At 63.1% G+C, this 19,441-nt stretch carries 20 protein-coding genes; 13 read left to right on the top strand and 7 right to left on the bottom strand.

Annotation, left to right across the window (positions count from 1 at the left end; all coding sequences use genetic code 11):
- Nucleotides 1-28 precede the first annotated feature (28 nt).
- The 7 genes from VFF99_RS01130 to VFF99_RS01100 all read left to right on the top strand — a co-directional run bounded on the left by VFF99_RS01130 (nt 29) and on the right by VFF99_RS01100 (nt 7,503).
- Entirely contained in the window at nt 29-619 is a 591-nt protein-coding gene (locus tag VFF99_RS01130; protein ID WP_325014200.1) for a LysE family translocator, read from the top strand.
- Nucleotides 620-626: 7 nt separating this feature from the next.
- Entirely contained in the window at nt 627-1,508 is an 882-nt protein-coding gene (locus VFF99_RS01125; RefSeq protein ID WP_325014198.1) for a DMT family transporter, read from the top strand.
- A gap of 47 nt (nt 1,509-1,555) precedes the next feature.
- On the top strand, nt 1,556-2,014 hold the full coding sequence (locus tag VFF99_RS01120; RefSeq protein ID WP_325014196.1) for a RidA family protein: 459 nt from the start codon (nt 1,556-1,558) through the stop codon (nt 2,012-2,014).
- A gap of 17 nt (nt 2,015-2,031) precedes the next feature.
- The gene (locus tag VFF99_RS01115) at nt 2,032-2,865 is read left to right on the top strand and encodes a PhzF family phenazine biosynthesis protein (RefSeq protein ID WP_325014194.1); all 834 of its coding nucleotides are present in this window, start codon (nt 2,032-2,034) and stop codon (nt 2,863-2,865) included.
- Nucleotides 2,866-2,899: 34 nt separating this feature from the next.
- Nucleotides 2,900-4,102, top strand: a complete 1,203-nt coding sequence (locus VFF99_RS01110) for an alanine--glyoxylate aminotransferase family protein (protein WP_325014192.1) — start codon at nt 2,900-2,902, stop codon at nt 4,100-4,102.
- 146 nt (nt 4,103-4,248) lie between these two features.
- A complete protein-coding gene (locus tag VFF99_RS01105) occupies nt 4,249-5,442 on the top strand; it encodes a PLP-dependent aminotransferase family protein (protein WP_325014191.1) in 1,194 nt (397 codons plus the stop codon).
- Nucleotides 5,443-5,562: 120 nt separating this feature from the next.
- On the top strand, nt 5,563-7,503 hold the full coding sequence (locus VFF99_RS01100; protein ID WP_325014189.1) for a DUF4214 domain-containing protein: 1,941 nt from the start codon (nt 5,563-5,565) through the stop codon (nt 7,501-7,503).
- Between the two features lie 36 nt (nt 7,504-7,539).
- On the opposite strand, the gene parC is transcribed toward VFF99_RS01100, so the two are convergent.
- From parC to VFF99_RS01085, 3 genes are read right to left on the bottom strand one after another with little or no spacing between them, the layout of a single operon-like run.
- A complete protein-coding gene (gene parC, locus VFF99_RS01095) occupies nt 7,540-9,852 on the bottom strand; it encodes a DNA topoisomerase IV subunit A (protein WP_325014187.1) in 2,313 nt (770 codons plus the stop codon).
- A gap of 11 nt (nt 9,853-9,863) precedes the next feature.
- Nucleotides 9,864-10,613, bottom strand: coding sequence for a lytic transglycosylase domain-containing protein (locus VFF99_RS01090; protein ID WP_325014185.1), 750 nt, complete (start codon nt 10,611-10,613; stop codon nt 9,864-9,866).
- 7 nt (nt 10,614-10,620) lie between these two features.
- Nucleotides 10,621-12,603 carry a DNA topoisomerase IV subunit B gene (locus VFF99_RS01085; RefSeq protein ID WP_325014183.1) on the bottom strand — a complete coding sequence of 661 codons (1,983 nt, stop codon included), beginning with the start codon at nt 12,601-12,603 and terminating at the stop codon, nt 10,621-10,623.
- A gap of 172 nt (nt 12,604-12,775) precedes the next feature.
- Here VFF99_RS01085 and VFF99_RS01080 point away from each other — a divergent pair, with 172 nt between their 5' ends.
- On the top strand, nt 12,776-13,606 hold the full coding sequence (locus tag VFF99_RS01080) for a response regulator (protein ID WP_325014181.1): 831 nt from the start codon (nt 12,776-12,778) through the stop codon (nt 13,604-13,606).
- 3 nt (nt 13,607-13,609) lie between these two features.
- Here VFF99_RS01080 and VFF99_RS01075 read toward each other — a convergent pair whose 3' ends face one another.
- The 3 genes from VFF99_RS01075 to VFF99_RS01065 are packed head-to-tail and all read right to left on the bottom strand — an operon-like array spanning nt 13,610 to nt 16,246.
- Nucleotides 13,610-14,779, bottom strand: coding sequence for a hypothetical protein (locus VFF99_RS01075; RefSeq protein ID WP_325014179.1), 1,170 nt, complete (start codon nt 14,777-14,779; stop codon nt 13,610-13,612).
- Between the two features lie 9 nt (nt 14,780-14,788).
- Nucleotides 14,789-15,385: a GNAT family protein gene (locus VFF99_RS01070; protein WP_325014177.1), complete on the bottom strand. Its 597-nt coding sequence runs from the start codon at nt 15,383-15,385 to the stop codon at nt 14,789-14,791.
- 6 nt (nt 15,386-15,391) lie between these two features.
- Complete coding sequence (locus tag VFF99_RS01065; RefSeq protein WP_325014175.1) at nt 15,392-16,246, bottom strand: MoxR family ATPase; 855 nt, start codon at nt 16,244-16,246, stop codon at nt 15,392-15,394.
- A gap of 344 nt (nt 16,247-16,590) precedes the next feature.
- Here VFF99_RS01065 and VFF99_RS01060 point away from each other — a divergent pair, with 344 nt between their 5' ends.
- From VFF99_RS01060 to VFF99_RS01045, 4 genes are all read left to right on the top strand, one after another.
- Nucleotides 16,591-16,905 carry a cytochrome c gene (locus VFF99_RS01060; RefSeq protein ID WP_325014173.1) on the top strand — a complete coding sequence of 105 codons (315 nt, stop codon included), beginning with the start codon at nt 16,591-16,593 and terminating at the stop codon, nt 16,903-16,905.
- Between the two features lie 13 nt (nt 16,906-16,918).
- Complete coding sequence (locus VFF99_RS01055) at nt 16,919-17,260, top strand: cytochrome c (protein WP_325014171.1); 342 nt, start codon at nt 16,919-16,921, stop codon at nt 17,258-17,260.
- Between the two features lie 191 nt (nt 17,261-17,451).
- Nucleotides 17,452-17,892 carry an Hsp20/alpha crystallin family protein gene (locus VFF99_RS01050; protein WP_325014204.1) on the top strand — a complete coding sequence of 147 codons (441 nt, stop codon included), beginning with the start codon at nt 17,452-17,454 and terminating at the stop codon, nt 17,890-17,892.
- A gap of 14 nt (nt 17,893-17,906) precedes the next feature.
- On the top strand, nt 17,907-18,290 hold the full coding sequence (locus VFF99_RS01045) for an Hsp20/alpha crystallin family protein (protein WP_325014170.1): 384 nt from the start codon (nt 17,907-17,909) through the stop codon (nt 18,288-18,290).
- An 11-nt stretch (nt 18,291-18,301) separates the two neighbouring features.
- Here VFF99_RS01045 and VFF99_RS01040 read toward each other — a convergent pair whose 3' ends face one another.
- Entirely contained in the window at nt 18,302-18,724 is a 423-nt protein-coding gene (locus VFF99_RS01040) for a DUF1841 family protein (protein ID WP_325014168.1), read from the bottom strand.
- Nucleotides 18,725-18,855: 131 nt separating this feature from the next.
- Here VFF99_RS01040 and VFF99_RS01035 point away from each other — a divergent pair, with 131 nt between their 5' ends.
- The gene (locus VFF99_RS01035; protein WP_325014166.1) at nt 18,856-19,440 is read left to right on the top strand and encodes a malonic semialdehyde reductase; all 585 of its coding nucleotides are present in this window, start codon (nt 18,856-18,858) and stop codon (nt 19,438-19,440) included.
- The last annotated feature ends 1 nt before the right edge of the window (nt 19,441 follow it).

Below are 19,441 nucleotides of genomic sequence, written 5' to 3'. Positions count from 1 at the left end.
CGGCTCCTGTTGAACGTAGAGAGAGATCATGGAAACCCTGCTCCCCCTTGCGACATTCGCCTTCGTCTCGTCGATCACGCCCGGCCCGAACAACATCATGCTGACCTCGTCGGGCATCCTGTTCGGCTTCGTCCGTTCCATTCCGCACATGCTGGGTATTACCTTCGGCTTCGGTGTGATGCTCGTCCTTTGCGCGCTTGGCATCGGCAGCCTGATCCTCGCGGTTCCCGCGCTGCACGTGGTGCTCAAGACCCTGGGTTCCGCCTATCTGCTGTATCTCGCCTGGCAGCTGCGCAGCATGGCCTTCCGCCAGGACGAGCAGTCCTCGGCCCGGCCCATGTCCTTCACCGGCGCGGCGATGTTCCAGTTCGTCAATCCCAAGGCGTGGGTGATGGCGGTGACCGGCGTATCGGCATTCCTGCCGCCGGTGGAACCGGTCTGGTTTGCGGTCGGATTGTTCTGCCTCGTGTTCTGCGCGATCAACCTGCCCTGCGTCGGCATCTGGGCCGGTACAGGCGCGGTGCTGCGCCGCTATCTGGCCCAGCCGCTCTGGCAGCGCCTGTTCTGCGCGGTGATGGTGCTGCTCACCGTCTATTCCGCCGTGTCGATCTGGATGTGAGGAGAACATGAGTACAAGCCTGGCGCAGGAAACCCGCGGCATGTGGCTCGGCACCATCGGTGTCGCCATTTTCAGCCTGACCTTGCCGTTCACCCGCATGGCGGTGGAAGAACTCAACCCGGTGCTGGTGGCGCTCGGCCGTGCGGTCGTGGCCGCGGCGGCATCGGCGGCCTTGCTGTGGTGGATGGGCGCGCCGCGCCCGACGCGCGCGCAGTTTCGCGCCCTGGCCATCACGTCGCTCGGCGTGGTGGTCGGCTTCCCGGTATTTTCTTCGATCGCGATGCGCTATGTGCCGGCGTCGCATGGCGCCATCGTGGTCGGCATCCTGCCGCTGGCGACCGCACTGTTCGGCGCACTGCGCTTCGGCGAACGCCCTTCCGTGGGATTCTGGATCGCCGCCTTCGCCGGCAGCGGCCTCGTGGTTGCCTTCGCGCTCTGGCAGGGCGGCGGCACCCTGCATCCGGCGGACTTCGCCCTGTTCGCCGCCACCGTCGCCGCAGCCATGGGCTATGCCGAAGGCGGCCGCCTGTCGCAGACCATGGGCGGGCAGCAGGTGATTTCCTGGGCGCTGGTGCTGTCCATGCCGGTCTTGCTTCCGGTTACGATCTGGCTCGGCTGGAACTACGGCGTGACGGCCTCCGCCAAGGCCTGGATAGGATTCGGCTATGTCTCTGTATTTTCGATGTTTATTGGGTTCTTCTTTTGGTATAAAGGGCTGGCTCTCGGCGGCATCGCCCGCGTGGGACAGGTGCAGTTGCTGCAACCTTTCCTGACGCTGGTCGGCGCGGCCCTGATCCTGGGCGAAACGCTCGACGCGCGCAACTTCCTGTTCGCCGCGGCTGTCCTCGCCGTGGTCGCCATCGGGCGGCGCATGTCGGTGAAGCGTTAAAATCTTCATCCTTAATCGTCATCCCTTATTTCCCTCTGGAGAACATCTTGTCCGTCTACGAAAAACTGAAAGCGCTCAACATCGAACTGCCGGCGGTCGCCGCGCCCGCTGCTTCCTACGTCATGTTTGCCCAGACCGGCAACACCGTGTTCCTGTCCGGCCATATCGCCAAGAAAGACGGCAAGCCCTGGGTGGGCCAGCTCGGCAAGGACATCGGCACCGAGGAAGGCAAGCAGGCGGCGCGCGCCGTGGCGATCGACCTGATGGCGACGCTGCAGGCAGCGGCCGGCGGCGACCTGAACCGCGTCAAGCGTATCGTCAAGGTGATGAGCCTGGTGAACTCGACGCCGGACTACATCGAGCAGCACCTGGTGACCAACGGTGCTTCCGACCTGCTGGGCGAAGTGTTCGGCGAGAAGGGCAAGCATGCGCGCTCCGCCTTCGGCGTGGCACAGGTCCCGCTGGGCGCCTGCGTGGAAATCGAACTGATCGCAGAACTGGGTTGAACGGAAAGGACGATCGCATGCCTCAGCGCCGCTTCTGTCAGGTCGATGTATTCACCGCCGAACCGTACAGGGGCAACCCGGTTGCCGTCGTGCTGGACGGCGATGGCCTCGATGCCGCGCAGATGCAGGCGATCGCAAGCTGGACCAACCTCTCCGAGACCACCTTTGTCTTCAGGCCCGGCAACCCGGAGGCGGATTACCGGCTGCGCATCTTCACTCCGACGGGCGAATTGCCTTTTGCCGGGCACCCGACGATCGGCAGCGCCCACGCCATGCTGGCCTCGGGCTTCAAGCCGCGGCGCGCCGGTGAACTGGTGCAGGAGTGCGGTGTCGGACTGGTGCGCATGCGGACCGGCGAGGAGGGCATCCGCATTGCTCTGCCGTCCGCGCAGTTCCGCCCCGCCGGCGAGGTTATCCGGCACGCGGTGGAGCAGGCGATAGGCGCACCGCTGCTGGAAAACCCGGTCGCGGTCGATCTCGGCATCGTCTGGCTGACCGCGCAGGTCGCCGGCGGCGAGCTGCTGCGCGGGCTCAGGCCGGACATGAACCGCGTGGCTGAAGCGGCGAAGAAGGCCGGTACCAATGGCATCAACATCTTCGGCCTCGATGGCGAGAGCGTGGAGGTGCGCTCCTTCGCGCCGCACGAAGGCACGCCGGAAGATCCGGTGTGCGGCAGCGGCAACGGCGCCGTCGCGTATTACCTGCGCGAGCGCCGCGGCCCCGTCGATTACCAGGCCAGGCAGGGACGCTGCGTCGGCCGTGACGGCCGCATTGCGATCGCCCACGAAAACGACACGATCTGGCTGGGCGGTTTGGCGGTAAACTGCATCGAAGGATACATCCTCGCCTGACAGGCCAACCCTTTTACTCCCGACAAACGCCGACATGGAAACCTTCCAACCGCCATCCGTTGCATCGCTCGACCATATCCTGCCGCAGGAACCGCTCCTGATGATGGGTGCCGGGCCGGTCCCGATCCCGCACAAGGTCGCGTACGCCAACTCCATCGTCATCAACCACCTCGGCGAGACGATGAACAAGGTGATCGAGCAGGTGAAGGAGATGGGACGCTACGTCTTCCAGACCTCGTCGCGCCACGTCCTCGGCGTCGCCGGCCCCGGTTCCGCCGCGATGGAAATGGCCATCTGCAACCTGGTTGATCCGGGCAGCAAGGTGCTCGCGGTGTGCAACGGCTACTTCAGCCGGCGCATGGCGGAGATGGCGGCGCGCATCGGGGCCGAAGTCACGATCATCGAAGTGCCCGACAACGAAGCCGCGCAGGTGGAGACGGTCGAGCAGTACCTGAAGCAGGGCGACTTCCAGACACTGACCATCGTGCAGGGAGAAACCTCCAACACGGTGTTCAATCGCCATCTTGAAGCCATCTCCCGTCTTGCCAACAGCTATGGCTGCATGGTGATCGTCGACGCGGTGTGCACGCTCAGCACCATGCCTCTCGAAATGGACCGGTGGAAGGTCGACGCCGTGATCACCGGCGGGCAGAAGGGCTTGTCGTCGATTCCGGGCGTATCGCTGCTCGCGTTCTCCGAAAATGCATGGAAGCGGATCGAAGCGCGCAAGAAGCCGATCACGCACTGGTGCCTGGACGCGCTGCTGGCCGACAAGTTCTGGAACCAGAAGTCCTACCACTACACCGCGCCGGTGTCGGGCATTCTCGCCCTGCACGAGGCGCTGCGGCTGGTGTGCGAGGAAACGCTTCCCCGCCGTTTCAGCCGCCATGAAGTCTGCTCCAAGGCGCTGCAGCGCGGTATCGAAGCGATGGGCCTGAAGCTGCTGGTGCCCGAGGCGGTGCGGCTGAACTCGGTGGTCGGCATCACCATTCCGGACGGAATTTCGGGCGACGCCGTACGCACCCACATGTCGCGCGTGCACCGCGTCGAGATTTCCGGTTCCTTCGGTTTGAACATCGTCCGCATCGGACAGATGGGCGAGCAAAGCCGCGCACACAACCTGTTCCGCACGCTGCATGCGTTCGGTTCGAGCATGCAGTACGCGGGCGCTTCGCTTGACCTCCCGGCCGGTATTGCCGAGCTTGAAAAGGGACTGTCCGAAAAATTTTCGGCGTAGGGCGCGGAGTACGCGGCCTACGTGGCAATACACGGGTAAAATTCCGGTTCCCCCGATGGCATGTACCCCATGTCATCTTTTCAACGGCAGCCACAAGCGTGCCGACAATAACAGGCGTACCGCGCCATTCAACTTGCGAGACATCTATGAAAATGGAAAATCCTTCACCCATCCAGTGGCAATTCTCCGAGCGCGCGCAACAGCTGCAAAGCTCGGTCATCCGTGAAATCCTCAAGGTGACGGTTCGTCCCGATGTGATTTCCTTCGCGGGTGGCTTGCCGTCTCCGGAAACCTTCCCGGTGGAGCGCATGCGCGCCGCCTTCGACACCGTATTGTCGAAGCAGGGCAAGGTCGCGCTGCAGTACGGCCCCACCGACGGCTACGGCCCGCTGCGTGAATGGATTGCCGACTCGCTGTCCACGAATGGCGCGAAGATTGTGCCGGAACAGGTGTTGATGGTGTCGGGTTCCCAGCAAGGCCTCGACCTGCTGGCCAAGGTGCTGGTCGATGAAGGCAGCAAGGTGCTGGTGGAAACGCCGAGCTACCTCGGGGCACTGCAGGCATTCTCGGTGTACCGCCCCGAATTCGTGTCGGTACCGACGGACGATCATGGACTCATTCCCGAACAGCTGGCCGGCGTCGCCCAAGGCGCGCGCCTCCTGTACGCCCTCCCGAATTTCCAGAACCCGACCGGCCGCTCGCTGTCGGTCGAACGCCGCGCCGCGCTGGTCGAGACCTGCGCCCGCCTCGGCCTGCCGCTGATCGAGGACGATCCCTACGGCGCCCTCAGCTACCGCGGCGAGCCGCTGCCGAAGATGCTGACGATGAATCCCGAGGGCGTCATCTACATGGGCTCGTTCTCCAAGGTGCTCACGCCCGGTATCCGCCTCGGCTACGTCGTCGCTCCCGTTCCACTGATCCGCAAGCTTGAGCAAGCCAAGCAGGCTGCCGATCTGCACACCGCCCAGCTGACGCAGATGGTGGTGCATGAAGTGATCAAGGACGGCTTCCTGAAAGAGCACATCCCGACCATCCGCACGCTGTATGCAAACCAGTGCAATGCCATGCTCGAATCGCTGGCCGAGTTCTTCCCGTCGTCCGTCACCTGGACGCGTCCGGAAGGCGGCATGTTCATCTGGGTCACGCTGCCCAAGCATATCGACAGCATGAAGCTGCTCGACGAGGCGATCGCGCAAAACGTCGCCTTTGTTCCTGGCGCGCCCTTCTATGCCAACGCAGCCGAGAAGAACACGCTGCGCCTGAGCTTCGTCACCGTACCCCCCGCGAAGATCCGCGAAGGCGTGGAAAAGCTGGGCAAGCTGATCGCCGCCAAGCTGTAATTCTCGCCCGCCGGCAATGCGCATCCTGTCGTTCTTTTCCGACCGACAGGATGCGCCGATTTGATAGACTGCTGAACGCCGGCAATCTTGCCGGGTTGTATTTCGACGACGGCGGCAGTCATGATCAAAAGCGGTACAAGCGGCGACGACACCCTTGACGGAACTGCATCAAACGACGTCCTTTTCGGCGGGCGGGGCAACGACACGCTGGACGGGGGCGAAGGCAGCGACGAGCTGTACGGCGGTGAGGGCAGCGACACCTACATCGTTCGTAACCGCTGGGATCAGATCTACGATACCGGCGGTATCGATAGCGCCATCGTCCATGCGGATTTCTACAAGACCGATACCGAGATCGAAAACTGGTCCTGGGCAGCGGGTGTGCAAAAGCTGCCGTACTGGATCGACGCGCTGATTCCCGCCGCCGCGACCGGCTTCCCCGCCATACTGGGCAGCAGCAGGACATTCACCTATTGCTTTCCGGCTTCGCCGCCGCCGCACTTCAGCGCGACCGACGCCGCCGGCTTCAAGGCATTCACCGCGCAGCAACAGGCATTCGTGCGCGAGGCCCTGGCTTACATTTCGACGGTCGTCGATCTGCACTTCATCGAAACGACCAATGCGGCGGACATCAATACCCTGGTATTTGCCAACAATACGCAGAGCGGTTCCTCGGGGTATGCCTACTTCCCGCACGACAGCTACATCGGCAGCGACGTGCTGCTCAATTACAGCGGCAGCAGTTCGTCGAACCTGTCACCGCGCAACGGCGATTATTCGGCACTCACGCTGATCCACGAGATCGGGCACGCGCTGGGCCTGAAGCATCCGTTCAGCCATTCCGATTCCGAAGCGCCCTACCTGCCGGCGGCGGAGAACACGTCGCAATGGTCGGTGATGAGCTACAACAGCCGCGTGGCCGACTACTCCCTGCGCTACGCGCCGCTCGACATCGCCGCGCTGCAATACCTGTACGGGCCGAGCAAGGCCGCCGCTGCCGACGATACCTATACGCTCACCGCCCGCACCTCGAACTTCATCTGGGACGGCGGCGGCACGGACACCATCGACGCTTCGGCGCTCGCGCAGGGCGTGACGCTGTATCTCGACCCCGGGTACTGGGGCTACATCGGATCGAAGGGATCGTTGATCAGCGATGCAGGCCAGATCACCATCAACTTCGGCAGCGTGATCGAAAACGCGATCGGCAGCGCGGCAGGCGACAGGATCACCGGCAATAGCGCCGACAACCGGATCGCCGGCATGGGAGGGGCCGACACGCTGGCTGGCGGCGCCGGCAACGACCGGCTCGATGGCGGTGACGGCAACGACAGCTTCCTGTTCGAGACGGGCAGGGAGTCCATCTACGGCGGCGCCGGTGCGGACAAGCTCATCATTTCGCAAAATTCCGCCGCCATTCGCGTGAGCAAGCTGCGCGGCGAAGTGTTCATTGTCAGCGACGAGACCGGCGCCAACCTTGCCGTGTGCCGGAATGTCGAACAACTGCAGTTCAACGACGGTGCGCTCAATCTTTCAAACGTTTCCGCTTTCCCCAGCCCTGACACCACCCTGGCGCAGATTTACGTCGCCGCGTTCCGCAGGGCGCCGGAAACGGAAGGCTTCAACTACTGGACGAAAGAAGTCGCGGCGCGCGGCATCGACGCCGTCGCCGACATCATCTTCTCGCTCGACGTCGTCAAGGCCATCTATCCGGCGGACCTCGTCCCTTCGCAATTCGTGACGACGATCTACAACAACGTGTTCGACAAGGCGCCGGATGCGGAGGGTCTCGGCTACTGGACGCAGCAACTTGCGCTGCGTTCGCGGGGCCAGCTTGTGATGGACATGACCAATGCCGCTCTCAACGTGGCGGACGGCACGCCCGGGAAGGATTTTTTCCAGAACAGGCTCGACTGGTCGCTGTACGCGGTCGCCTACCAGCGCGCGGAGGGGAGGGAGATGACGCCGTCGCACCTGACCGTGCTGACGGAGGGTATCGGAGCGGACACTACGATGCTGGCCACGCTGATCGGGCAGGCGGAGTCGGGCGTCGCGATCTGAAAAGAGGCGGCAGGCGGTTGCCTGCCGCCTGTGCGCTTATCGCACGGCCTGCAGCGCCAGCGGCTTGATCTTCGCCTCCAGCGCCTTGCCCTTGCGGGCACGCTTGCCGATGTGGGGTGCAAGCGCATTCGCCGACAAAACGATTTCCTGCGCCTTGCCGCCGCGGCCGGTGCCGGACACGCTCGTGCCCTTCTGGCTGATCGGTTGCGCCGCGAGCAGTTTTTCGTTCTTCTCCAGATCCATCAGGATCACGCCGCGGCCGCCGCCGGACAGGGTCTTGAGCTCGTCCATGCCGAACACGAGCAGGCGGCCCTTTTCCGACAGGCAGGCGACAGCACTCGCATCGCTCGCGGCGACGCGCGGCGCCAGCGGTTCATCCCCTTCGTCGAGCGTCATGAATGCCTTGCCTGCCTTGATGCGGCTGACCATGTCACCCGCCTTGGCAGTGAAGCCATTGCCCGCGGTGGAGGCCAGCAGGAGCAGCGTATCGGCCGGGCCGGCGAAGTAATGCAGCAGGCGGGTGCCGCTGGCGACTTCGACCAGCGTGGTGACCGGCACCCCGTCGCCGCGCGCGCCCGGCAGGGCCGACACCGGCACCGAGTAGATACGGCCATTGGAGCCAAATGCGAGCAGCGTGTCCACCGTGCGGCATTCGAAGGTGCCGTACAGGCCATCGCCGGCCTTGAAACCGAACTGCGCCGGATCGTGGCCGTGGCCGTTGCGCGCACGCACCCAGCCCTTCTGCGAAATCACCACGGTCACCGGCTCGTCCAGTACCTTCTGCTCGACGCTCGCGCGCTCGGCTTCCTCGATCAGCGTGCGGCGGGCATCGCCGAATTGTTTCGCATCGGTCTCGATTTCCTTGATGACCAGTCGCTTCATCGACGCAGGATTGTCGAGCAGGTCATGCAGGGTTTCCTTTTCCTTGCGCAGCTCGGCCAGTTCCTGCTGGATCTTGATCGCTTCCAGGCGCGCCAGCTGGCGCAGGCGGATTTCCAGGATGTCCTCGGCCTGGCGGTCGGACAGGTTGAATGCCTTGATCAGCGCCGGCTTCGGCTCGTCCGATTCGCGGATGATCCGGATCACCTTGTCGATATTCAGCAGGATCGCCTCGCGGCCTTCCAGGATGTGGATGCGGTCGTCCACCTTCTGCAGGCGGAAACGCGTGCGGCGCGTCACGGTGTCGAAACGGAACTCGATCCACTCCTGCAGGATGTGCGTCAAGCCCTTCTGGCGCGGGCGGCCATCGCGGCCGATCATCACGAGGTTGATCGAGTTGCCGGTCTCCAGCGAGGTGTGCGCCAGCAGAATGTTCATGAACTCCGTCTGGTCCTGGTTCTTTGACTTCGGTTCGAACACCAGGCGCACGGGCGCATCCTTGCCGGATTCGTCGCGCACCGTGTCCAGCACCGACAAGATCATCTGCTTCATCGCCAGCTGGTCGGGCAGCAGCGACTTCTTGCCGAGCTTGACCTTGGGATTCGTGAGCTCCTCGATCTCTTCGAGAATCTTTTGCGCCGAGGTGCCGGGCGGCAGTTCGGTGACCACTGCCTGCCACTGGCCGCGCGCGAGGTCTTCGATCTTCCAGCGGGCGCGCACCTTCAGCGTGCCGCGTCCGTTCTCATACATCTCGGCGATGGCCGTCGCCGGCGTGATGATCTGGCCGCCGCCCGGAAAGTCCGGGCCGGGCACCAGTTCCATCAGTTCCGCGTGGGTGATCTTCGGATTGCGGATCATCGTCACCGCGGCCTTGGCCACTTCGGCCAGGTTATGCGACGGGATTTCGGTTGCCAGACCAACCGCAATGCCGGACGCGCCGTTGAGGAGCACGAAGGGCAGGCGGCCCGGCAGCAGTTTCGGCTCCTGCGTCGAGCCGTCGTAGTTCGGCTGGAAGTCGACCGTGCCCATGTCGATTTCGTCGAGCAGCAGTTTCGAGATCGGGGTCAGGCGGGCTTCCGTGTATCGCATCGCCGCGGCGCCGTCGCCGTCGCGCGAGCCGAAGTTGCCCTGGCCGTCGATCAGCGGATAGCGCAGCGAGAAGTCCTGCGCCATGCGCACCAGCGCGTCGTACACCGACTGGTCGCCGTGCGGGTGCAGCTTGCCGAGCACATCGCCGACCACCGCGGCCGACTTGCGCGGCTTGGCGGCAGAATCGAGGCCGAGCTCGTGCATCGCGTACAGGATGCGGCGCTGCACCGGCTTCTGGCCATCGCTCACGTCCGGCAGCGCGCGGCCCTTGACGACCGAGATCGCGTAGTCGAGGTAGGCACGCTCGGCAAAAGTCGCCAGGGTCAGCGATTCGCCGTCGCCCGACGGCACTTCTTCAAACAGGTTGGCTTGTTCAGTCATTGTTTCTTGGATTACTCGAGGGTGGTTGCCGGCATGCTCCGGCGGCCCGGAATGGTCATGTGGATACGCTTTGCGGTGACGGTATTGCCGTCCGCCGCTGCGACCGACAGGCTCTGCGCCGCCGGTTTATAGAGCTGGTAGAACTGCTTGACGACCTGCACGTAGGAGCGTGTTTCCGGATAGGGCGGGATGGCGTTCCTGTATTTCTGCACCGCGCCTTCGCCCGCGTTGTACGACGCGATCACCAGCTCCGGGCGCGCCGGAAACATGCGGTGCAGGTCGCGCAGGTAGCGCGCGGCAAGCCGGATGTTGGTCTTCGGATCGGTCAATTTCTGCTCGATCGATTTCTTCCTGTCGCCCTGCAGCCCGTAGCGCTCCGCGGTGGCCGGCATGATCTGCATCAGGCCGACCGCGCCCTTGGGGGAGACGGCATTCGGATTGAATCCCGACTCGGCCGCCATCACCGCCTTGAGCAGCGCCGGGTCGAGCTCGAAATCCTTTGCCGCTGCCTGCAGCAGGGTTTCGACTTTCTGCAGGCCGGGATGGCGTGTCAGGAAGCGCGCCAGCGGTGTTTCGGCAGCTTCCGGCGCAACGATGCGCGTGCTGTCGAACGCGCCGTCGCCACGCATGTAGAGCTGGTAGCGTTCGTCGAGCCGTTCGGTCGAAAAATGCGCGGTGCCGTCCGCGTCCACATAGCCGTAGATGTCCGCCTGCGCGGAGGCGGACAGCAAGGCAATGGCGAGGATGGCGAGGCGTTTCATGCGCAGCTTAAATATCGGCTTCGGCTTCGTTGCCGTGCTCTTCCAGCCATGCGCGGCGAGCGGCGGCTTCGCCTTTACCCATCAGCATGTTGAAGCGCGATTCGGAAGCTGCGAGGTCGAAGTCGCCGAGCGACACCGGCAGCAGGCGGCGGGTGTCCGGGTTCATCGTGGTTTCCCAGAGCTGTTCCGCGTTCATCTCGCCCAGGCCCTTGAAGCGCGAAATGCTCCAGCCGCCTTCCTTGACGCCGTCCTTGCGCAGCTTGTCTTCGATCGCTTCGAGTTCGCCGTCGTCCAGCGCGTACAGCTTCTGTGCCTGCTTCTTGCCGCGCGCCGGCGCGTCCACACGGTACAGCGGCGGACGGGCGACGAAGATGTTGCCGCGCGCGATCAGTTGCGGGAAATGCTTGAAGAACAGCGTCAGCAGCAGCACCTGGATGTGCGAACCGTCGACGTCCGCGTCCGAGAGGATGCAGATCTTGCCGTAGCGCAGGCCGGACAGGTCGGGCGTATCGTTCGGCCCATGCGGGTCGACGCCGATGGCGACGGCGATGTCGTGGATCTCATTGTTGGCGAACAGGCGGTCGCGTTCGGTTTCCCAGGAGTTCAGCACCTTGCCGCGCAGCGGAAGGATGGCCTGGAATTCCTTGTCGCGGCCCATCTTGGCCGAGCCGCCTGCCGAATCCCCCTCGACGAGGAAGAGTTCGTTGCGGCCGATGTCATCCGATTCGCAATCGGTCAGCTTGCCCGGGAGCACGGCCACGCCGGAAGACTTTTTCTTCTCCACTTTCTGCGCCGAGCGCAGACGGGATTGCGCCTGCTTGATCACCAGCTCGGCCAGCTTCTTGCCGTAATCGACGTGGTGGTTGAGCCAGAGCTCGAGGGCAGGGCGCGTGAAGGACGCGACCAGGCGCACCGCGTCGCGCGAATTGAGGCGTTCCTTGATCTGGCCCTGGAACTGCGGATCGAGCACCTTGGCCGACAGCACGAAAGAGACGCGGGCGAACACGTCTTCCGGCAGCAGCTTGACGCCCTTGGGTAGCAGCGCGTGCATCTCGACGAAGCTTTTCACCGCATTGAACAGGCCTTCGCGCAGGCCGGCCTCATGCGTGCCGCCGGCCGGCGTCGGGATCAGGTTGACGTAGGACTCGCGCATCACGTTGCCGTCTTCGGTCCAGGCGACCACCCAAGCGGCGCCTTCGCCCTCGGCAAAACCTTCCGCGTCGCTGCCTGCGTACTGTTCGCCTTCGAACAGCGGAATCATCGGCTCCGCACCCGAGGTCTGGGCCAGCGCTTCGATCAGGTAGCCGCGCAGGCCCTGTTCGTATTGCCAGGTCTGGGATTCGCCGGTCTTGCCGTTGACGAGGGTGACCTTCACGCCCGGCAGCAGCACCGCCTTGGAGCGCAGCAGCCGCTGCAGCTCGGCGTTCGGGATGGCCGAGGAGTCGAAGTACTTGGCGTTGGGCCACACCGTGACGCGTGTGCCCGACTTCTTGTCGTCGCGGGTCTGCGGGCGCGACTTCAGTTTCTCGACCACGTCGCCGTCGGCGAACACGATCCGGTGCACGCCGCCTTCTCGCCACACATTGATTTCGAGGCGCGAGGAGAGGGCGTTGGTGACCGACACGCCCACGCCGTGCAGGCCGCCGGAGAAGGAGTAGGCACCGCCCGAGCCCTTGTCGAACTTGCCGCCGGCATGCAGGCGGGTGAAGACGATCTCGACCGTCGGCACCTTCTCTTCCGGATGCAGGCCGACCGGGATGCCGCGCCCGTCGTCCTCGACGCTGACGCTGCCGTCGGCGTTCAGGGTGACGATGATGTTCTTGCAAAAGCCGCCCAGTGCTTCGTCGGAGGCGTTGTCAATCACTTCCTGGATGATGTGCAGCGGGTTTTCCGTGCGGGTATACATGCCCGGCCGCTGCTTGACCGGTTCGAGCCCTTTCAGGACCCGGATTGACGATTCGCTGTAATCGGTGGATTTTCTGGTTGCCATTCAATAGGACACAGAGTTGCTGTAAGGAATGCATTAACGCATGAGTCCATGCATTCTAATGAAAATCGGCGGATGCGGCGATTTTACGCAGTGCCGGGCTGCTGTTGCATCGATGCAGGCCCCGCAAATTTATGTGGTGCAAGGCCAAAAAATATTTATAAAATGAAACGCCATGACCAGCCCGACCTTTCCCTTCGCCGTCCGACTCATCGGTTTCTCCCCGGAAGAGGAAACGTTGTTCGACGAAAATTTCGCAGTCAGGCAGGGGCGCGGATACGGCTACTTCCGGCTGGTGGAGGATAACCTGCAGGACCCCGACCTGTATATCGCCAACGGACGGCAGCTCAAGGCTCTCGTCACGCTGGCCGACCTGCGGCCGAGCGGCGTGCGTCCGGCGATGCTGGTCGGGGCGCCGGACGTCATGCTGCCGTACCCCGTGGTCGGCCATCCGATCCGCTGGGAACAACTGTTCGGGACGCTGGACGATCTGGTCGAGAAGCGGGCGGACGCGCTGTCACGACTGGAAGCGTCGGACATCGTCACCGTGCCCGAACGCCGCCGGCGCGACCGCATCGATCTCGACCTGACCGATCCCGCCGAATACGAAAAGATGCGTGCCAGGGTGCCGGAGAAGGGCGCCGTCCTCGTGGTGGACAAGGCGCCCGCGCTGCGCGACTACCTCTCTGACCTGCTGGCACGTCAGAAAGTGCGCGTCCTTTGGGTGAGCGATGAAGCCGAAGCCGTCGAGATCTGCAAGCGGGAATCGGTGGCGGTGGTCATGATCAATACCTCGACGCCGGGCGTCGATCCCTACCGCTTGTGCTGGGCCATCAAGGAGAAGGATTCGCCGGTCCGCGTCGCGGTGGTGTTCCTGGTCAGCAAGCCCTTCGTCTACGACCTGCAACAGGCGCGCTACGTCGGCGCCGACGGTTTCCTCAACAAGCCGCTGGCCAGCCACCACCTCGTCACCGTGCTCAAGAAATTCCTGCCGTTCGCGCGCTAAGCCTTACTTGCTCAGCAGCTGCATCGCGCGCTCCAATCCCTCGATCGTGAGCGGGAACATCCGGTTGTTCATTAACTGGCGGATGACCGAGATCGACTGGCGGTATTGCCACAGGCCTTCCGGTTCCGGGTTCAGCCAGATGAATTTCGGGAAGGTGGCGGTAAAACGCTGCAGCCATTCCGCGCCGGCTTCCTCGTTGTTGTACTCCACCGAGCCGCCCGGTTGCAGGATCTCGTATGGGCTCATGGTGGCGTCGCCGACGAAGATCAGCTTGGTGTCGGGCGTGTACTTGCGCAGGATGTCCCAGGTCGGGAAACGCTCCGCGTGGCGGCGGCGGTTGCTCTTCCACAGGTAGTCGTAGACGCAGTTGTGGAAGTAGTAGAACTCCATGTTCTTGAACTCGGTTTTCGATGCCGAGAACAATTCTTCTGTGCGCTGGATGTGGTCGTCCATGGTGCCGCCCACGTCCAGCAGCATCAGCACCTTGATGTTGTTCTTGCGCTCCGGCTGCATCTTGATGTCGAGGTAGCCGGCATTATTGGCGGTGGCGCGGATGGTATCGTCCAGCGCCAGTTCCTCTTCCGCGCCCTCGCGCGCGAACTTGCGCAGCCGGCGCAGCGCGACCTTGATGTTGCGGGTGCCGAGCTCGCGCTCGTCGTCGTAGTCGCGGTAGCTGCGCGCTTCCCATACCTTGACGGCCGAACGGTTGCCGCCCTCGCCGCCGATGCGGATGCCCTCGGGATTCGTCCCGCCGTTGCCGAACGGCGAAGTGCCGCCGGTGCCGATCCAGCGGTTGCCGCCTTCGTGGCGTTCCTTCTGCTCCTTGAGCAATTCCTTCAGGCGGTCCATCAGCTTGTCGTAGCCGAACTTCTCGATGGCGGCCTTCTGTTCCGGCGTCAGCTCGCGCTCCATGCGCTTCTGCAGCCATTCCAGCGGGATCTCCGGATGCTTCTCGAAGATGGCGTCGATGCCGCGGAAATACAGGCCGAATGCCTTGTCGAACTTGTCGTAATGCGCCTCGTCCTTGACCAGCGTGGTGCGCGACAGGTAATAGAAGTCATCGAGCGAGGGGCTGATGACGCTCTTCTGCATCGCCTCGAGCAGGATCAGGAATTCCTTGATCGAGACGGGAATCTTCGCGTCTTTCAGGGTGAAGAAGAAATCGATGAGCATCTTGTCTCCTCAGCGCCCCAGCTTGAAAGCGAGATGGCGCTTGATGGCCGGCCACTCCGATTCGATGATCGAGAACACGACCGTGTCGCGCAGGCTGCCATCGGGCATGCGCATGTGATTGCGCAGGATGCCGTCCTGCTTGGCACCGAGGCGGGCAATGGCGGCGCGCGACTGCTGGTTCATCCAGTGCGTGCGGAACTCCACCGCGATGCACCCGAGCGACTCGAAGGCATGGGTGAGCAGCATCAGCTTCGCTTCGGTGTTGATCGCGGTGCGTTGCGCGCTTTTCGCGTACCACGTCGAGCCGATCTCCACGCGGCGGTGGGTCGCGTCGATATGCATGTAGGTCGTCATGCCGCACAGCGCGTTCGTGTCATTGCGCCGGATGGCGAACGGCAGCATGCTGCCCGCCGCCTGCAGGCCGAGGCGCCGCTCGATCTCCGCCTTCATGCCGTCCGGGTGCGGCACCGTCGTGTACCAGAGCTTCCACAGTTCGCCGTCCCTGGCTGCCTCGGACAATCCCTCCGCATGCGACATGGCAAGCGGTTCCAGGGTGGTGTGCTCACCCTTGAGCGTGAGCGGCGTAATGAAGGGGGCGGAGGACATCGCAGGTCAGCGGTTGGTGCGCGACATGAACACCAGGCGTTCGAACAGGTGGACGTCCTGTTCGTTCTTGAGCAGCGCGCCGTGCAGCGGCGGAACGATGGTCTTCGTATCCTTGCTGCGCAGCGCCTCGGCCGGGATGTCTTCCGCCAGCAGCAGCTTCAGCCAGTCGAGCAGTTCGGAGGTGGACGGCTTCTTCTTCAGGCCGGCGACTTCGCGCACTTCATAGAAGGTCTGCAGCGCCTGCGCCAGCAATTCCTTCTTCAGTTCCGGGAAGTGGACGTTGACGATCTGTTCCATCGTGTCCCGGTCCGGGAACTTGATGTAGTGGAAGAAGCAGCGGCGCAGGAACGCGTCCGGCAGTTCCTTCTCGTTGTTGGAGGTGATGATCACCAGCGGGCGCGTCTTCGCCTTCACCAGCTCGCGCGTCTCGTACACGTAGAACTCCATGCGGTCGAGCTCGCGCAGCAGGTCGTTGGGGAATTCGATGTCTGCCTTGTCGATCTCGTCGATCAGCAGCACGACCTGCTGTTCCGAGGTGAAGGCCTGCCACAGCACGCCCTTGACGATGTAGTTGTGGATATCCTTGACCCGCTCGTCACCGAGCTGCGAGTCGCGCAGGCGCGAGACCGCGTCGTATTCGTACAGGCCCTGCTGCGCCTTGGTGGTGGACTTGATGTGCCACTGCAGCAGCGGCATGCCCAGGGCAGCGGCGACTTCCTCGGCCAGCATCGTCTTGCCCGTGCCCGGCTCGCCCTTGATCAGGAGGGGGCGCTGCAGCGTCAGTGCGGCGTTGACGGCGAGTTTCAGGTCGTTGGTGGCGACGTAATTCTGTGAACCTTCGAAGCGATTATCTGGGCGCATGGTACCGGGTCGTCAGGAAGAAAAAGAAAAATCAAGTATAAGCGAGATGGAATTTCCGGGTTGGAGCACGCTTTCCGGCCGGTGTTCGCCCCGTTTTCCGGTGCATGGACTGCTTGTCAGTCTTCATGTAGAATCAGGTGGTTTTGGTGCGTCGGAGTAACACCTACAGCCGGATCGGCGTAGTCCGTCAGCATTCCAGGAACTTATCCGTAAATGATTCGCTGCCAGAGAACAAGAACAGCCGGCGGAAGCGGGTTCTGCCAGGAGACGACAACACGTTCGTGCATGCAGCGGATCCTTTCCGGATGTGTTTTGAAATTTCGACTCATTTATCCCGAGCTATCATGAAAAAACTATTTGCGTTTCTCGCGCTCGCGGGTGTCGCCGGTTTCGCTGCAGCGGCGGACGGCAATGCCAAGGCGGCTGACAACAAGGTAGCGATGTGCATCGGCTGCCACGGCATCCCCGGCTACAAAGCGACCTTCCCGGAGGTGTACCAGGTGCCGATGCTCGGCGGCCAATCCGCCAAGTACATCGAGGCCGCGCTGAACGCCTACAAGAAGGGCGAGCGCAAGAACCCCAGCATGCGCGGCATCGCTGCCGGCCTGTCCGACCAGGACATCGCCGACGTCGCGGCCTACTACGCACAGCAGAAATAAGAGGGGATACGCAATGAAGAAAATTCTCGCAGCCGCGGCCGTGCTGGTCTCATTCAACGCCTTCGCCGCCGGCAACATCGAAGCGGGCAAGGCAGCCGCCGAAAAGTACAACTGCTTCTCCTGCCACGGCAAGGACTACAACACTCCGATCGACCCGAGCTATCCGAAGCTGGCCGGCCAGCACGAGGATTACCTCGTGCTCGCGATGACCGCCTACAAGCGCGGCGGCGACGGCGCCAATGGTCGCGGCAACGCGATCATGGCCGCGCAGGTCAAGCCGCTGTCCAGCAAGGACATCAAGGACATTGCCGCCTACCTGCACAGCCTGCCCGGCTCGCTGGTGCTGCGCAAATAAGCGGGCTTTGCCAGCTACGAAAAGCCACGGCTTCCCGTGGCTTTTTTTTCGTCCTTGGTATTCACCATGGGGCCGAAACAGCCGCAATTCAAGGTATTGAAATTCTTTTTCGTGTTCCTATTTTGGGGGTGTAAGCAAGCCGCCGGCATCGCCACGACGGCTGTTCAACCTACCTGAAGGAGGACAACATGATGTACAGAACGCTGTTTCCGCGCGACGTCTTTGCCGAACTCGATCGCCTGCAGCGCGAGATGCAGGAAGTCTTTGAAACCGGGCCGAGCATCCGCGGCGTGGGCCGCGGCGGTTTTCCCGCGGTGAACATCGGCTCGACGCCGCAATCGCTGGAGCTGTATGCCTTCGCACCCGGACTTGATCCGTCCAGCATTGACGTCCACCTCGAACGCGGCGTGCTGACCATTGCCGGCGAACGTGCCGCCGGCCTGCCCGCGCAGGACGAGAAGGCGTCGGTGCATATCAACGAACGGTTTGCGGGACGCTTCCGCCGCGTCGTCAGCCTGCCCGAGGACGACGTCAATCCGAGCGGCGTGACGGCCGAATACCGCGACGGCGTGCTGCACGTGTCAGTCAAGCGCCGCCAGGCACCGCAACCGCGCCGCATCACCATTCAATAAGCAGGAGGAAGATCATGAGCGACAATACCAATGTGACGAAACGGACCACGGAAACCGCCCGTCCCGAGGCTGCCTTGCTGCCGCCGGTGGATGTGATTGAAGACGCTTCCGGCATCACGCTCCTGGCCGACTTGCCTGGCGTGCCGAAGGACAACCTGAATCTGCAGCTGGAGGCCGGCAGCCTGACCATTGAAGGCACGGTGAGCCTGGGTACCCCGGAAGGGATGGAATCGGGGCACGCCGAAGTACGCCTGCCGCGCTATCGCCGCGTGTTCACTCTGTCGAAGGAACTGGATAGCGAGAAAACCACCGCGGAGTTCAAGAACGGCGTGCTGAAGTTGCGCATCCCGAAGGCGGAGCACGTACAGCCGCGCAAGATCGAGATCAAGGTGGCCTGATACCGATCGGCCTAGCGCCGGCGGACACACTCCACATACGCAGCGCCGTCGGGCGGAAGCCCGCTGCGCTGCGAATTCCAGATCATCTCGCCCAGGCATTCCATCATCTGGTGATGGGCGTCATGTTCGGAACCGAGGCGTTGGGCGAGGGAGAGAAATGCCGCGCGGATGCCCGGCGGCTGGTCGATCGAGATCTGCTCGGCGATCGACAGGTGCATCGACAGGTGCAGGAAGGGATTGCTCTGCCCGCGCTCGACGGAGTAATCCGCGGCGAGCGCGGTGTTCACGTCTTTCAATGCATCCGCATATTCCTCGTGCTGCACGATCCAGTCGCGCGCGATCGCTTCCAGGGGCGTGAGGATTTCATTCGCCTGTACCTTGCGGAAAGTCTCGCAGAAGAAGCGGCGCACATCATGCTGGGAAGGAGTGAACATCGTAGCGGACAACGAGGGAAACAAGCCGCTATTCTACAGCCCGCAAGACCGCTTTCGTTTAAGATATGCACCGTTTCCCGGCGCCACAAGCACCGGAGGCATTCCTGCCACCATCAAAAATGGAATCCCACATGCTCAACGACACCGCACTCCAGACCCTGTTCACCGATGCCCGCACCCACAACGGATGGCGCGACAAACCGGTGACTGACGAGCAGCTCAGGCAGCTCTACGACCTGATGAAATGGGGCCCGACCTCGGCCAATTGCTCGCCGGCGCGCATCGTGTTCGTGAAATCGCCCGAGGCGAAAGAGAAGCTGCTTGCCTGCATGAATTCGGGCAACATCGAAAAGACGAAATCCGCGCCGGTTACCGCGGTCATCGGCATGGACATGGAGTTCTACGAAAAACTGCCGCAACTCTTCCCGCACAATCCGGATGCGCGTTCTTGGTTCGCCGGAAACCAGCCGAACATCGATACCACCGCGCTGCGCAATTCTTCGCTGCAGGGCGGCTATTTCATCATGGCCGCGCGTGCGCTCGGCCTCGACTGCGCACCGATGTCCGGATTCGATGCCGTCAAGATGAACGACACCTTTTTCAAGGGCACGTCGGTGAGGGTGAATTTCGTTTGCAGCATCGGCTACGGCGACACCAGCAAGCTCCACCCGCGCGGCCCGCGCCTCTCGTTCGACGAGGCTTGCCGGATCGCCTGAC

Origin of the sequence: Noviherbaspirillum sp. (assembly GCF_035654295.1) — a bacterium.
Lineage (GTDB): Bacteria > Pseudomonadota > Gammaproteobacteria > Burkholderiales > Burkholderiaceae_D > Noviherbaspirillum.
This window is presented reverse-complemented; position numbering and strand designations above follow the sequence as displayed.